Genomic DNA, 14,498 nt, shown 5'->3' on the forward strand with positions numbered 1-14,498 from the left:
GGTACTACCCGCGGGGGACATCACATGCGCGGGCGCATCGTTTCCGGGTCGGCGGGCATGATCGGGACCATGCACCTGCCCGAGTCACGCGGTCCGTTGAGCGAGGCCCTCTGCCGCGACCTGGCCACCCGCACCGCACTGTCCTCGACGACGATCGAGCGGGCCGACCGGATGGCGTCCGGCGGCGCGTGCGCGCTGACCGACGAGGACCTGCAGATCAGCCTCGCCGTCCTCTACGAGCTGCACTACCGCGGTTTCGACGGCGTCTCCGAGGACTGGGAGTGGGATCCGGCCCTGCTGCGCCTGCGCGCCGGGCTCGAACGTCGGCACCTGGCCGCGCTGCGCGAGCTCGTCGGCCGGCTCGAGGTCACCGACGGGTCCATCGACCGCCAGCTGACGGCACTCATCGCCGCCGACGACGGTCCGTCGCTGTCCTCCTTCATGGCGAAGCAGGGCACCCTCGAGCAGTGGCGCGAGTACCTGACGCTGCGGTCGGTCTACCACCTCAAGGAGGGCGACCCGCACACCTTCGCCATCCCCCGGCTGTCCGGTCGGGCCAAGGCGGCCATGGTCGAGATCCAGGCCGACGAGTACGGCGGGGGCTCCGCCGCGCGCATGCACAGCGAGCTGTTCGCCGGCCTGATGGACTCCCTCGGCCTCGACTCCCGCTACGGCGCGCTGTGGGACGAGTCCCCCGCCGCAGCATTCGCGTCGGTGAACACGATGTCGCTGTTCGGCCTGCACCGTCGCTGGCGCGGCGCCGCCCTCGGCCACCTGACGGCGGTCGAGATGACCTCCTCGGAGCCCAGTCGGCGCTACTCGGCCGGCCTGCGGCGCCTCGGGTTCGACGAGCGGGTCACCGTGTTCTACGACGAGCACGTCGAGGCCGACGCGGTGCACGAGCAGATCGCGTCGGTCGACATGTGCGGTTCCCTCGTCTCCGGTGAGCCCGACCTCGCGGCCGACGTCCTGTTCGGGGCGGCGTGCTCCCTGGCCATGGACGGAGTCGCCGCGGTTCACCTGCTCGGCGCCTGGGAGACGGGGCGGTCCGCCCTGCGGACGGAGCGCACGCTCGCCGCCTGAGATTTTCGATCGCGCAGCGATCCGTTGCGTACGACTGGAGTCCGGACCACTGGTGCCGAACCTTTGTTCGGTCGGAACCGACGGTATCGGAACAACAGGAGCGCACATGTGGGGTCGTCAGGGCACGTCGGGACAGCCGGCGACCGCCGTGTTCCCGAAGGACGTCGAGGCGCTGGAGCGGGTGATCGCGGCGCTCGGCACTGACGTCAGCGACGAGGTCGCCGCCCACGAGCGGATCAAGCGCAGCCTGGTCGAGTCCCTCGACCTCGCCTACGGCGCCGCGTGGCTGCCCGACCGATCGGGCGAGCTCGTGCTGCGGGTGACCGAGGGCGACCTCGCCCCCACGATGGCGGCGGCCTGGGTCGAGGGCACCGCGATGGTCTCCGGTGCGGGCTACGGCGGGGAGGCGCTCCGCGACCACCGCACCGTGCTGATGGACGGCACGTCCAGCACCTCCGGGTGCCCCCGGTGGGCGACCGCCGCCGCGGCCGGCGCACGCCAGGGCTGCTTCCTCCCCGTCGTGGAGGACGGCAAGGTCACCGCCGTCCTCGAGTACTACAGCCGCCGGGAGCTGCCCTTCTTCGGCGGGCGCGCCGAGAAGTGGGAGGCCATCGGCCGGCTGGTCGGGCACGCCCGGCGCAGTGCTCTGGCCACCGCGCAGCTACGGGAGAACCTCGACGACCGGCTCGCCGTCACGACCGTCGTGGCCAAGGTCGGCGAGGCGCGTGACGAGGCGGAGGCCCTGCGCACCGCGCTGGAGACGGTGCGGACGGCGTTCGGCTGGGCCTACGGCTCGTTCTGGGCGCTGGACGAGGCCGAGAACGTCCTGCGCTTCGACGTGGAGTCCGGTTCGGCCGGCGACGAGTTCCGGAAGGTCACGCTGAGCGCCAGCTTCGCCGAGGGCGTCGGTCTCTCCGGCCGGGCGTGGCGGCAGCGCGACCTGGTGTTCGTGCGCGACCTCGCCGAGGTGACCGACTGCGTACGCGCACCGGCCGCCCAGCGGGCCGGCGTCCGGTCGGGGGTGTGCTTCCCGGTCACCGCAGGCGGGCGCGTCATCGGCACCATGGACTTCTTCGTCACCGAGACCATCGAGCTGTCGGAGTCGCGGGCGTCGGCCCTGCGCAACGTGGCCCAGCTGGTCTCCCAGCGCCTGGACATCCTGCGTCGCGCCGAGGCGGACGCCGTCAACTCCCGGGCCCTGCTGGAGACCGTCGACCGCCTCCGCCAGGCGGCCGACGACGCAGGCCGGGTGGCGGAGAAGGCCGTCGCGCAGGCGTCGTCCATGACCGCCGAGGTCGAGGCCCTGGGCACCGCCTCGACGGCCGTCGACGACGTCATCCGCATCATCGGCGCCATCGCCGACCAGACCAACCTGCTCGCGCTCAACGCCACCATCGAGGCGGCGCGGGCGGGCGAGCTCGGTCGCGGCTTCGCGGTGGTCGCCAGCGAGGTGAAGGACCTCGCCCGCGAGACCGCCGGCGCCACCCAGCGCGTCTCCGAGCAGGTCGCCGGGATCCAGAACAGCAGCCGTTCGGTCTCCGCCGGCATCCACGCCACGAGCGAGGTCATCGGAGAGCTGGACGCCGTCCAGGCCCGCATCGGCGAGGTGCTCGAGGAGCAGGTGGAGATGGCGAAGGCGTTCGACACCGGACGCTGAGCCTCCGCCTGACCTCAGGCATAGGTACCTATACATGCGAATCGAGGTCGGATCCGCATGTATAGGTACCTATGCCCGGGGGGCCGCTGCGGGCACGGGGCCGCGCGTGGACCGGGTGATCGCCCAGCCGAAGACCGCGGCGACGGGGAACATCAGGACCCCGTAGACCGCCGCGGGCACGGCGAGCTCGATGCTGCCCAGCACGCTGATCGCCACCGCGATGGCGAGCGTGCTGTTGTGGATGCCGATCTCGAACGCGCTGGCGATGGCCTGCCGCTGCACGACGCCCAGCGCACGTGGGACCAGGAAACCCATCAGCAGGCTGAGCCCGCAGAACAGCAGCGCCGGCACCCCGATGGCGCGCAGGTAGCCGGTGATGTTCTCCCGCTCGGCCACCATCGTGCCCACGATCACCAGGGCGAGGACGACCGCGGAGAGGATGCGCACCGGCTTGTCCATGCGGTCGGCGAACTCCGCGGCACGCTGCCGGACCAGCATCCCGATCGCGACCGGGACGAGCACCACGGCGAAGACCTGGACGGTCTTGCCGAACTGCAGGCCGAGCGAGCCCGCCGCGGCGGGGTCGAACCAGGCGATGGCCAGATTGGTGATCACCGGCAGCGTGATGACGGCGATCATCGAGTTGACCGCGGTCAGCGTGATGTTCAGGGCCACGTCGCCGCGGAACAGGTGACTGAAGAGGTTGGCGGTCGTGCCCCCGGGCGAGGCGGCCAGGAGGAGCATCCCGACGGCGAGGATCGGCGGCAGGTCGAAGGCGAGCACGATGCCGAAGCAGACCGCGGGCAGCACCAGCAGCTGCAGCCCCAGCGCGATGACCACGGCCTTGGGCGAACGCCCCACCCGGGCGAAGTCGCCCAGGGTCAGGGACAGTCCCAGGCCCAGCATCACGATCGCGAGTGCTGCGGGCAGCAGGACGGTGGCGAGTGGCGAATCCACGGAACCCTCCGATCAGGCGGCGGAGGACCCCGGGGGACGGTCCGCCAGGACGTTCCGTGCATCCTGCGTCATCGCCGACCACTTGTCCGACCGTCGGACACGCCCGGGTGAACAGCCGGTCGAGTCAGTCCTCGGATCGGCGGGTCTCGCGCTGGAGCTGTGCCGCGGGACGCGGCCGGCTCGGTGCGCTCGGAGCCGAGAACCCGGACCGCTTGTGCGCGCCGTCGCAGAAGGGCTTGATGCCGGACTTCCCGCACCGGCAGAGCGCGATCGTGGCGCGACCAGGGTCGATCTCCACGCCGTCCTGGTCGACCAGCCGGAAGTCCCCGCGCACGATCAGGGGCCCGTCCCGGTACGGCGTGATCGTCGCCCCCGCGTCGTCGCCAGGACCGGCATCGACCTCGGCAGGCGACCCGGCCTCGTCGACCAGCTCGGGCTCGGCGGAGAGGTGTCGCGTCACGCCTCCACCCTGCCCCGCCCGCCCGCCCGGCACACGCCGCCGGGGTAGCCGGACCCGCACGGGGGACCTACCCCGGCGGCAGGGTCCTCCGGTGCGGGCGAGCGGGTCATGCGGGCACGGCTCAGGTTCGGCCGGCCGCCCGCTGCCCGTAGAACACCCGCTCGACGACGCTCCGGGCGTGCCGCGAGGTGCGCCGGTAGTCGTCGAGGAACTGTCCGGGATCCATGTCCGGGCCGTAGCCGCAGGCGCGGGCGACGCCGGCCAGTTCCAGCCCGGGCCGGGGAAGCTGATCGCTGGCCCGCCCGCGCACCAGGAAGATGGCGTTGCGCGCACGGGCGGCCAGTTCCCACGCCGCGCGCAGCGCCTCGCCGTCCTCGCGATCGAGCAGGTCGGCGTCCCCCAGGGCGTGCAGCGCCTCGCCCGTCGGCTGCACCCGCAGCGCCGGGATCTCGGCGGCGTGCTGCAGCTGGAGGAGCTGGGCGGTCCACTCGACGTCGGCCAGGCCGCCCCGGCCGAGCTTCGTGTGCGTGGCCGGATCGGCTCCGCGCGGCAGCCGCTCCCGCTCCACGCGAGCCTTGATCCGGCGGATCTCGGCGACCTGCTCGTCGGTGAGGCCGCCCTCCGGGTAGCGGATCGGGTCGATCATGGTGACGAAGTCGGCGCCCAGTTGCGGGTCACCGGCGACCGGGACGGCGCGCAGCAGCGCCTGCACCTCCCAGACCGACACCCACCGCTCGTAGTACTCGCGGAAGGCCGAGAGACTGCGCACGAGCGCACCCTGCCGGCCCTCGGGACGCAGGTCGGCGTCCACCTCGAACGCCGGATCGGGCCCGGGCTCGCTCAGCAGCCGCCGGAGGGTGTGGGCGACGGCGTTGGCCGCCGAGGCCGCCTTCCCCTCGTCGGCTGCGCCTCCTCCCGCCCCACCGCCCCCGACCGCCCGCGGGCGGTGGACGAACAGCACGTCGGCGTCCGAGCCGAAACCCAGCTCGCGCCCGCCGAGCCGGCCCATGCCGATCACCGCCATGTCCATGGGCAGATCGGCGGCATCGAGGCCGGCCTCCAGCGCGTGCGCCCGGACCGCGACGTCCAGGCCGACCTGCAGGGTGGCGGCCGCGATGTCGGTCAGCGCCTGCCCCAGCCGGACCACGTCCAGCCGGCCGAGCAGGTCGGCGGCGGCGACCCGGAGCAGCTCGTGCCGGCGCAGGCCGCGCAGCACCCGGATCCCGGACTCCGGGTCCGGGGCGCGCCCGGCGGCCTGCCGCCAGGCACCGGCCAGCGCCGCGGCGTCGCGGGGCTCGAGCTGCTCGTCGTCGGCCAGCAGGCGCAGCGCCTCGGGCGTGCGGGTCAGCAGGGAGGCGACGAACTGGCTGGACCCGAGCAGGTGCGCGAGCCGCTCGGCGACCTGCCCCTCGTCACGCAGCAGGCGCAGGTACCACTGGTTGCCGCCGAGCGCCTCGCTGACCTGCCGGTAGGCGAGCAGCCCCGCATCCGGGTTCGGGCAGGACGCGAAGGTCTGGAGCAGCACCGGCAGCAGGTACTTCTGCATCGACGCCGAGCGGGACACCCCGCCGGTGAGGGCGGCCAGGTGGCGCAGGGCGCCGTCGGGGTCGGCGAAGCCGAGGGCGCGCAGCCAGTCCCCCGCCGCCTTGGAGCCGAGCTGCAGGTGCTCACCGGGGACGCGGGCGACCGCCGAGAGCAGCGGCCGGTAGAAGAGCTTCTCGTGCAACCGGCGGACCTCGCGGGTGTGCAGGTTCATCTCGGCGTCCAGGACGTCCACCGCCTCCCCGCGGTGGTCGGGCTTGTAGCCGAGGGAGCGCGCCAGCCAGCGCAGCTGCTGCTCGTCGGTGGGCAGCAGATGGGTCCGGCGCAGCCGGAGCAGCTGCAGCCGGTGCTCGACGGTGCGCAGGAAGCGGTAGGACGCGATGAGGGTCGCGGCGTCCTCCCGGCCCACGTAGCCGCCGGCCGAGAGCGCCTGCAGTGCCGGCAGCGTGCCGCCGACCCGCAGCGACGCGTCCGCCCGGCCGTGGACCATCTGCAGGAGCTGGACGGCGAACTCGACGTCGCGCAGCCCGCCGCGGCCGAGCTTGAGCTCGCGCTCGGCCTGGGCGGGCGGGATGTTGGCTTCCACCCGGCGGCGCATGGCCTGGACCTCACCCACGAAGCCCGGCCGGTCGCCGGCCTTCCACACCAGCGGCCAGAGCACCTCGACGTAGGCCCGGCCGAGGTCGGGATCCCCGGCGACCGGCCGCATCTTCAGCAGGGCCTGGAACTCCCACGTGCTGGCCCACTGCTCGTAGTAGGCCTGGTGCCCGGCAAGGGTCCGGACCAGCGCGCCGGCCTTGCCCTCCGGGCGCAGCGCGGCGTCGACCTCCCACGCCGCCTCGTGGCAGATCCGCATCAGGGCCGCGGCCACCCGGGTCGCGCTGGACAGGGCCGCGCTCTCGGAATCGCTGGGGTGGACGGGCTCGGCGACGAAGACGACGTCGACGTCGCTGACGTAGTTCAGCTCGCGGCCGCCGGTCTTGCCGAGTGCGATGACGGCCAGGCGGCACGGCGCGGCCGACGCCGGCTGCTCGGCCACGGCCAAGGCCAGCCCCGCGGTCAGGACGGCGGCGGCGATGTCGGCGAGCTCGGCGGCGGCCTCCTCCGCCGGCAACCCCTCCCCCAGGTCGCGGCCGGCCAGCGACAGGATGGCCCGGCGGTAGGCCAGCCGGAGCTGCCGGATCCGCTCCGCCGAGGCGTCGGGGGCCGCCTTGCCGAGCCGGACCCCCCAGGGCGGGTCGTCCGGGTCGGCGCCCACGGCGGCCAGCATCCGCCGCTGCAGCTCCTGGGCCGACGGCCCGGTGGAGCCGCGGAAGATCCCCTCCCCGTCGTCCTCGAGGGCGGTCCAGTCGCCGGGGTGGGCGGCGAGGTGATCGGCCAGCCCGGAGCTCGCGCCCAGCACCGACAGCAGCCGGCTGCGCAACAGGCCGGATCCGCGCAGGTGCGCCAGGAGCGCGGCGGCGGCCTCCCCGGAGGAGTCGGTCGAGTCCAGCGCCTCCACCAGGCGGTGCAGCGACCGCAGGGCCAGGTCGGGGTCGCCGGCCCGGGCCAGTGCGGCCACCACCGGACCGGCCTCCGGGTCGGCCGGCTCGTTGCGTTCGAGGTCCCAGAGGCCCAGCGCCGGGTCCGACAGGAGCAGCGCGGCACGGGCGCCGTCCTCGAACCCGAAGCGGATCAGCCGGACGACCGCCCGCCGCGGGATCTCCGTCTCGGGGGTCGTCACGCTGCCTGCTGCGTGCGCGCGCGGACCAGCTCGGCGAACCGGCCGGCGAACGGTCGCCAGGCTTCCTCGATGTGCGGATGGGCGGCGTCGGACAGGAGGCAGATCGTTTCGCGGTCGTACGGGCTGGCCGCCACTCCCACCACGTCCCGCTCGGCCCACTCGTGGACGATCTCCGGCGTCGTCTCGATGTGGAACTGCATACCGTAGACGTGCCTGCCCACGCGGAAGGCCTGGTTGGCGTACATGGGACTGCTCGCCAGGAGCGTGGCCCCGGTAGGCAGCTCGGAGATCTCGTCGTGGTGGAACTGCAGCACGTCCGGCGTGAGGGGCAGCGGGCGGAACAGCGGATCGGTGTCCGCGGCGTCGCGCTTCGCCACGAGGAGGGCCCCGACCTCCGGCCCGTCGATGCCCTTGCGGACCTTCCCACCACCGACCTCGGCCAGCAGCTGGGCGCCGAGGCAGATCGCCAGGGTGGGGAGGTCGGCGTCGAGCGCCTGCCTCAGCACCGCCCGGACGCCGACCAGCTCGGGGCTGGTCGCCTTGTCGTCCATCGCCGACTGCGGACCGCCGAGGACCACGAGCCCGTCGAAGCCGTCCAGGGTGGCCGGCAGGGACCCACCGGCGTCCACGTGGCGCTCGTCGAGCTCCAGACCGGCATCGCGCAGCCAGGCGCCGAGGCGGGCCGAGGGGTCGGTCTCGTGCACGACGACGACGAGCAGGCGCTTCACGCCGACGAGGTTAGTTCCCGTCGGCCCAGGGGCGTTTATGGCCATTAACGCCCTTCAGAGGCCGGGCAGGTAGCGCCGCAGCTCGAAGGGCGTGACGTTCTGCCGGTAGGAGTTGAACTCCTCCCACTTGTTGCGCAGGAAGTGCTCGAAGACGTGCTCGCCCAGCGTCTCGGCGACCAGTTCGCTGCCCTGCATCGCGGTGAGCGCCTCGCCGAGGGAGACCGGCAGGTCCTCGTAGCCGGCAGCGCGCCGCTCGGTGTCGGTGAGCGACCAGACGTCGTCCTCGGCCTCGGGCGGCAGGTCGTAGCCCTTCTCGATGCCGCGCAGCCCGGCGGCCAGCAGGACGGCGAAGGTCAGGTACGGGTTGCAGGCCGAGTCCGGCGACCGGACCTCCACGCGGGCCGACTGGGCCTTGCTCGGCTTGTAGGAGGGCAGCCGCACCAGCGCCGACCGGTTGGCCCGGCCCCAGGTCGCCGCCGTGGGCGCCTCGGTGCCGGCCAGCAGCCGCCGGTAGGAGTTCACCGTCTGGTTGGTGACGGCGGTGTACTCGCGGGCGTGGGTGAGCAGACCCGCGATGAACTGCTTGCCGGTGGTGGACAGCCGCATCGGGTCGGCCGCGTCGTGGAAGGCGTTGCGGTCGCCCTCGAACAGCGAGAGGTGGGTGTGCATGGCCGAGCCGGCCAGCTCGGTGAACGGCTTGGGCATGAATGTCGCGTGCACGCCCTGGGTGAGCGCGACCTCACGGACCACGTGCCGCAGCGTCATGATGTTGTCGGCCATCGACAGCGCGTCGGCGTAGCGCAGGTCGATCTCCTGCTGGCCCGGCGCGACCTCGTGGTGGCTGAACTCCACCGAGATGCCCATCGCCTCCAGCGCGAAGACCGCCTCGCGCCGGAAGTCGTGCGCCACGTTGTGCGTGGACAGGTCGAAGTACCCACCGGTGTCGGCGGGCTCGGGCGGCGAGCCGTCCGACGGCAGGTCCTTCAGCAGGAAGAACTCCACCTCGGGGTGGGTGTAGAAGGTGAAGCCCATGTCGGCGGCCTTGGCCAGCGTGCGGCGCAGCACGTGCCGCGGGTCGGCCCAGGCCGGTGACCCGTCGGGCAGCGTGATGTCGCAGAACATCCGCGCGGTGTCGCTCGGGCCGCCCTTCGCCGCGGGCATCACCTGGAAGGTGCCCGGGTCGGGCTTGGCGAGCATGTCGGACTCGTAGACGCGGGCGAAGCCCTCGATCGCCGAGCCGTCGAAGCCGATGCCCTCGGCGAACGCCGCCTCGATCTCGGCCGGCGCCACCGCCACGGCCTTCAGGTAGCCGGAGACGTCGGTGAACCACAACCGGACGAACCGGATGTCGCGCTCTTCCAGGGTCCGCAGGACGAATTCCTGCTGTCGGTCCATGCTCGGCATGTTCGCGTCCGCTCGTTTCCAGGATGTGACGTCGCCTGCTGTCGACCCCAAGCCTGCCCCTTCGGGGTACCCCGTACACAGCCGGACGCGCCGCGGAGCAGGCGATGCCGGCCCCCGGATCAACCGGTCGTGTGCCAGTCCGGCGGGGCCAGGACCGTGTCCAGGCGCTGGAGTTCGTTCCGGTGCAGCGCGCCGAGCCGGCCCAGCACCCGCTCCCCCTCGGCGGTGAGCAGCACGCGGACCGAGCGCGCGTCGTCGGGATGCGCGGCCCGCTCGACGAGCTCCTGGGACTGCGCCCGGTTCACCAGCTCGACGACGCTGTGGTGCCGCAGCTGCAGCCGGTCGGCGAGCTCGCCGACCGTGGCCCAGTCCCGCCCGGGAAAGCCCTTGAGCGCCAGCAGCAGCTGGTACTGCTGGGGAGTCAGCCCGTGCCGGCGCACGATCTCCTCGCTGAAACGCAGGTAGCGCCGGATACCGAACCGGAAGCGGGCCAGCGCCTCGAAATCCGCCTTGGTCAACGGCGCGGCGCCGGAGTGCTCGTCCTCGCCCGCCACGGCGCCATCACATCACGGGACCGCGGCCACGGTGCTACCGATATTTATCGTGTTGCGATACGTTCGCGGAACTCCGGGCGTCCCTCGCCCGGCGGTCGGCGAGGAGGCCCTCGTGTTCGACGAGCCCGGTGGACCGGTACGGGGACGGCGATGAGCAGCCCGGCGGACCGTCCGCCGGTGGTCGTGCCGGTTCCCACCGCTTCCGAGGACGCCCTCGACTGGGCTGCGGCCGAGGCTGCGGCCCGAGGCCTGTCGCTGCGTCTGGTGCACCCGTTCCGCACCCCGCTCCCGGTGGACCCCTTCGGACTCGCACCGCCGGCCGACGTCCCACCACCACGCACCACGGCGGCGCAGCTGCTCGACGACGCGCTGAGACGGGCCCGGGCGGTCGCCGCCGACCTCGTGGTGGAGACGGCCCTGGTGCCGGGCTCGACCCGGCGGGTCCTGCTGCACGAGAGCCGGACGGCGGGACTGCTCGTGCTCGGCGGCCACTCCTCCGATCCGTTCAGCCGGGTCCGGGCCGTGCGCGCCAGGCTGCGGCTCGCGGCCGTCGCTGCGTGCCCGGTCACCGTGGTGGGCGCCCTCCCCCGGGCCGCCGGGCCGCGACCGTCCCCCCGGGTCGTCGTGGGCATCGACGGCACGCCCACCTCCGGCGCGGCGGTCGGGTTCGCCGTCCGGGCGGCGCGTCAGCGGGGCATCGCGCTGGCGGTCGTGCACGCGTGGACCGCCGACCCGCCCGCAGACCTCGAAGGGGTCTGCGCCTGCCGCGTCGCGACCGAGGCCGACGCGCTCCGGCTGGTGGACCGGACGCTGGCCCCGTGGCGGGCGGAGTTCCCCGACGTGCCGGTGACGGCGGACGTGCGATCGAGCGACGCCGCCTCGGCGCTGGTCGCCGTCTCCGACGGTGCCGCACTCGTCGTGCTGGGTGCCCCCGGCCGGCATCCGCTGACCAGGGGCTTCGGAGCGGTGGGCCCGGCCGTGCTGGCCAGGGTCGGTAGCCCCGTCGTGGTCGTGGGCCACGAGGGGTGGGGTACGGCGACCACGCGCCGTGGGGTGCGCCGCCTCTCCAGCCGGTGACCGGCCCGCACAGCAGTCTTCCCGGGGGACGCGCCGGCCTCCGGCTCTGGCCTCGGCGCCCATGGGACCGGCATGCTTCGGCCATGATGCCGCGCCTGCGTACGACGGCCAGTCGGGTCGACGTCCGGCGCGCCGGCCCCGACGACGCCGCCACCGTCCTGCTGATGGTCCGCGAGATCGCGGCGCACGAGGGGGACGTCAGCGACGTCGCGAGCGACGTCGACACCTGGACGGCGATGCTCGCCCGGCCGGACGTCGTCGTACTGCTCGCCGAGCGGGACGGCGAGCCGGCCGGCTACGTGTCCGCCGTCCGCCGGCTGCACCTGTGGCTGGGGCGCGACATCCTCGGCCTGGACGACCTGTTCGTGCGGAAGGGCTACCGGAGCGCCGGCGTCGGCCGGCTGCTCATGACGGAGCTGGCCGCCCTGGCCGCGCCCGAGCAGCTGGCCGTCCGGTGGGAGGTGCGCGAGGACAACGTGGCCGCGCACCGCTTCTACCGGCGACTGGGCGCCGAGCTGCGCACCAAGGTCGTGGCCTTCTGGCGACCGTGATCATCGAGACAGCCGACCCGTCTGGCAGCCGACCACCGCAGACCACCAGACTGACGCCGTGAGCGATCAGCGAACGAGGCAGCTCAGGGTGGGCCTGGCCCAGATCGACACCCGCGTCGGTGACATCGCGGGCAACGCGGAGCTGGTGACCACCTGGACGGCGAAGGCCGCCGAGGACGGCATCCATCTCGTGGTGTTCCCCGAGATGACGCTGACCGGCTACCCGCCGGAGGACCTGGTGCTGCGCGAGTCGTTCGGGCACGCCAGCGAGCAGGCCGTCGCAGACCTGGCCCGCACGCTGGCCGAGCAGGGCCTGGGAGACGTCGCCGTCGTCGTCGGGTACCTGGCGCACAGCCCGGACGGCGCCCCGGGACCGGCCGCTGCGACGCCCGACGGCGAACGGGAGGACGACGCCGAGCTGCCGGGCGACGCCAACCCCCGCACCGGCACCCCCCGCAACGCCGCGGCCCTGCTGCACGGCGGGCGGGTCGTGGCCCACTACTACAAGCGGCACCTGCCCAACTACGGCGTCTTCGACGAGGCGCGGTACTTCGTGCCGGGCACGGAGCTGCCGGTCGTCCGGCTGCACGGCGTCGACGTCGCGCTGACCATCTGCGAGGACCTCTGGGTCGAGGGCGGCCCGTGCGGCGTCGCCGGTCAGGCCGGAGTCGACCTCGTCGTCTCCCCCAACGCCTCGCCCTACGAGCGGGCCAAGGACGACCTGCGGCTGCCGATGGTGCGCCGGCGGGCGGCCGAGGCGCGGGCCCCGATCGTCTACTGCAACCAGGTCGGCGGGCAGGACGAACTCGTCTTCGACGGCGACTCGATGATCGTCGCCGCCGACGGGGCGCTGCTGGCGCGCGCGCCGCAGTTCGTCGCGCACCTGCTCACCGTCGACCTGACGGTCGACCCGTCGGTCGCCCCCGAGCGCCGGGACGGCCGCATCGGGCCGATGACCGTCACCCGGCACACCGTGTCGGAGGAGCCGGTGCCCGCCTTCGAACCGCGCACCGGCACGGTCGCGGACCCGCTCAGCGACTGCGAGGAGGTCTGGCGGGCGCTGGTCCTGGGCCTGCGGGACTTCATCGACAAGAACGGCTTCCCCTCGGTCGTGCTGGGCCTCTCGGGCGGCATCGACTCCGCGGTGGTCGCCGTCCTCGCCGCCGACGCGCTCGGAGCCGACCGCGTGCACGGGGTGGGACTGCCGTCGAAGTGGTCCAGTGAGCACTCCCTCGCCGACGCCGAGGACCTCGCGACGCGGGTCGGCCTGCACTACTCGGTGGTGCCGATCGCACCGATGGTCGACGCCTTCCACGGGGCCGCCGAGCTGACCGGCGTCGCTGCGGAGAACCTCCAGGCCCGGGTGCGGGGCACGCTGCTCATGGGGCTGTCGAACCAGCACGGGCACCTGCTGCTGACCACGGGCAACAAGAGCGAGGTCGCCGTCGGGTACTCGACGCTCTACGGCGACTCCGCCGGTGGTTTCGCGCCGATCAAGGACGTGCCCAAGACCCTGGTGTGGGAGCTGGCGCGCTGGCGCAACGCCCATGCCCGCGAGTGCGGGGAGACCGAGCCGGTCCCGCAGAACTCCATCGACAAGCCGCCGTCGGCCGAGCTCGCACCGGGCCAGCAGGACAGCGACTCGCTGCCGTCCTACGAGGAGCTCGACGCCGTGGTCGTCGACTACGTCGACCGCGACCTCGGGATGGCCGAGCTGCTCGAGCGCGGGCATGGCCCCGAGGTGGTGGCCCGGGTCCTCCGTCTGGTGGACGCCGCGGAGTTCAAGCGCCGCCAGTCGGCGCCAGGAACGAAGATCAGCCTGAAGGCGTTCGGCCGCGACCGGCGCCTCCCGATCACCAACCGGTGGCGGGAGACCCTGCCCACCGTCCGCGAAGGAGTAGAGCACGCATGACTGAGTCGGTCGTCTACGGCGGGCAGTCCTCCGCGCGCGTCCGCGTGCACCACCTGCAGCAGGCCAAGGAGCGGGGCGAGAAGTGGGCGATGCTCACCGCCTACGACACCTACAGCGCGGCCATCTTCGAGGAGGCCGGGATCCCGGTGCTCCTGGTGGGCGACTCGTCGGGCAACGTCGTCCTCGGGTACAGCAGCACCGTCCCCGTCACGGTGGACGATCTCCTCGTCATGACCAAGGCGGTGACCCGCTCGACCAGGCGTCCGCTGATCGTCGGCGACCTACCGTTCGGCAGCTACGAGTCCGGCCCGCAGCAGGCGTTCGACACCGCCGTCCGGTTCCTGAAGGAGGGCGGCGCGCAGGCGGTCAAGCTCGAGGGCGGTGCGCGGGTCGCGCCCCAGATCAAGCTGCTGCACGACGCCGGCATCCCGGTGATGGCACACATCGGTTTCACGCCGCAGAGCGAGAACGCCCTCGGCGGCTTCCGGGTGCAGGGCCGCGGCGCCGGCGCCGAGCAGCTGCTCGCCGACGCGCACGCGGTCCAGGAGGCCGGGGCGTTCGCCGTCGTCCTGGAGATGGTGCCTGCCGAGATCGCCGGCCAGGTCACCAAGGAGCTGTCCATCCCGACCATCGGCATCGGCGCCGGCGTCGACTGCGACGCCCAGGTGCTGGTCTGGCCGGACATGGCCGGGCTCAACGGCGGCCGGGTGCCGAAGTTCGTGAAGAAGTACGCCGACCTGCGCGGGGAGCTGCTGCGGGCCACCCGCGAGTTCGCCGACGAGGTGCACAACGGCGTGTTCCCGGGGCCCGAGCACTCCTTCGAGTAGGTGCCACCCTCGCTCCAGCGAGT

Annotated in this window: 12 protein-coding genes; 6 read left to right on the forward strand and 6 right to left on the reverse strand. The window is 73.4% G+C overall.

Features of this window, described 5'->3' with window-relative positions; all coding sequences use genetic code 11:
- The first annotated feature begins 24 nt into the window (after nucleotides 1-24).
- Nucleotides 25-1,083: an iron-containing redox enzyme family protein gene (locus FHU33_RS14900; protein ID WP_246063657.1), complete on the forward strand. Its 1,059-nt coding sequence runs from the start codon at nucleotides 25-27 to the stop codon at nucleotides 1,081-1,083.
- 106 nt (nucleotides 1,084-1,189) lie between these two features.
- Nucleotides 1,190-2,740: a methyl-accepting chemotaxis protein gene (locus FHU33_RS14905; protein ID WP_142026039.1), complete on the forward strand. Its 1,551-nt coding sequence runs from the start codon at nucleotides 1,190-1,192 to the stop codon at nucleotides 2,738-2,740.
- Nucleotides 2,741-2,809: 69 nt separating this feature from the next.
- On the opposite strand, the gene FHU33_RS14910 is transcribed toward FHU33_RS14905, so the two are convergent.
- The 6 genes from FHU33_RS14910 to FHU33_RS14935 all read right to left on the reverse strand — a co-directional run bounded on the left by FHU33_RS14910 (nucleotide 2,810) and on the right by FHU33_RS14935 (nucleotide 10,108).
- Nucleotides 2,810-3,697: a bile acid:sodium symporter family protein gene (locus FHU33_RS14910; protein WP_142026040.1), complete on the reverse strand. Its 888-nt coding sequence runs from the start codon at nucleotides 3,695-3,697 to the stop codon at nucleotides 2,810-2,812.
- Between the two features lie 124 nt (nucleotides 3,698-3,821).
- Nucleotides 3,822-4,157, reverse strand: a complete 336-nt coding sequence (locus FHU33_RS14915) for a CDGSH iron-sulfur domain-containing protein (RefSeq protein WP_211355140.1) — start codon at nucleotides 4,155-4,157, stop codon at nucleotides 3,822-3,824.
- Nucleotides 4,158-4,278: 121 nt separating this feature from the next.
- The gene (locus tag FHU33_RS14920; protein WP_142026041.1) at nucleotides 4,279-7,422 is read right to left on the reverse strand and encodes a bifunctional [glutamine synthetase] adenylyltransferase/[glutamine synthetase]-adenylyl-L-tyrosine phosphorylase; all 3,144 of its coding nucleotides are present in this window, start codon (nucleotides 7,420-7,422) and stop codon (nucleotides 4,279-4,281) included.
- Entirely contained in the window at nucleotides 7,419-8,150 is a 732-nt protein-coding gene (locus FHU33_RS14925; RefSeq protein WP_142026042.1) for a type 1 glutamine amidotransferase, read from the reverse strand. The genes FHU33_RS14920 and FHU33_RS14925 overlap by 4 nt, the downstream gene beginning before the upstream one ends.
- 54 nt (nucleotides 8,151-8,204) lie before the next feature.
- Entirely contained in the window at nucleotides 8,205-9,545 is a 1,341-nt protein-coding gene (glnA, locus tag FHU33_RS14930) for a type I glutamate--ammonia ligase (protein ID WP_142026043.1), read from the reverse strand.
- Between the two features lie 128 nt (nucleotides 9,546-9,673).
- Entirely contained in the window at nucleotides 9,674-10,108 is a 435-nt protein-coding gene (locus FHU33_RS14935) for a MarR family winged helix-turn-helix transcriptional regulator (protein ID WP_142026044.1), read from the reverse strand.
- A gap of 150 nt (nucleotides 10,109-10,258) precedes the next feature.
- On the opposite strand from FHU33_RS14935, the gene FHU33_RS14940 reads away from it, so the two are divergent.
- From FHU33_RS14940 to panB, 4 genes are all read left to right on the forward strand, one after another.
- The gene (locus FHU33_RS14940; RefSeq protein WP_142026045.1) at nucleotides 10,259-11,185 is read left to right on the forward strand and encodes a universal stress protein; all 927 of its coding nucleotides are present in this window, start codon (nucleotides 10,259-10,261) and stop codon (nucleotides 11,183-11,185) included.
- 83 nt (nucleotides 11,186-11,268) lie between these two features.
- Nucleotides 11,269-11,736 carry a GNAT family N-acetyltransferase gene (locus tag FHU33_RS14945; RefSeq protein WP_246063659.1) on the forward strand — a complete coding sequence of 156 codons (468 nt, stop codon included), beginning with the start codon at nucleotides 11,269-11,271 and terminating at the stop codon, nucleotides 11,734-11,736.
- A 58-nt stretch (nucleotides 11,737-11,794) separates the two neighbouring features.
- Entirely contained in the window at nucleotides 11,795-13,648 is a 1,854-nt protein-coding gene (locus tag FHU33_RS14950) for an NAD+ synthase (RefSeq protein WP_142026046.1), read from the forward strand.
- Nucleotides 13,645-14,475: a 3-methyl-2-oxobutanoate hydroxymethyltransferase gene (gene panB / locus FHU33_RS14955; protein WP_142026047.1), complete on the forward strand. Its 831-nt coding sequence runs from the start codon at nucleotides 13,645-13,647 to the stop codon at nucleotides 14,473-14,475. Before FHU33_RS14950 ends, panB begins: the two co-directional genes overlap by 4 nt.
- Nucleotides 14,476-14,498: the final 23 nt, after the last annotated feature.

It is taken from the genome of Blastococcus colisei (assembly GCF_006717095.1).
GTDB classification, from domain to species: domain Bacteria; phylum Actinomycetota; class Actinomycetes; order Mycobacteriales; family Geodermatophilaceae; genus Blastococcus_B; species Blastococcus_B colisei.

What these genes read in the sequence shown, in the direction of transcription:
- FHU33_RS14900 (WP_246063657.1), top strand. Translation starts at nt 25, where the DNA reads ATGCGCGGGCGCATCGTTTCCGGGTCGGCGGGCATGATCGGGACCATG.
- FHU33_RS14905 (WP_142026039.1), top strand. Translation starts at nt 1,190, where the DNA reads ATGTGGGGTCGTCAGGGCACGTCGGGACAGCCGGCGACCGCCGTGTTC.
- glnA (WP_142026043.1), bottom strand. Translation starts at nt 9,545, where the DNA reads ATGGACCGACAGCAGGAATTCGTCCTGCGGACCCTGGAAGAGCGCGAC.
- FHU33_RS14940 (WP_142026045.1), top strand. Translation starts at nt 10,259, where the DNA reads ATGAGCAGCCCGGCGGACCGTCCGCCGGTGGTCGTGCCGGTTCCCACC.
- FHU33_RS14945 (WP_246063659.1), top strand. Translation starts at nt 11,269, where the DNA reads ATGATGCCGCGCCTGCGTACGACGGCCAGTCGGGTCGACGTCCGGCGC.
- panB (WP_142026047.1), top strand. Translation starts at nt 13,645, where the DNA reads ATGACTGAGTCGGTCGTCTACGGCGGGCAGTCCTCCGCGCGCGTCCGC.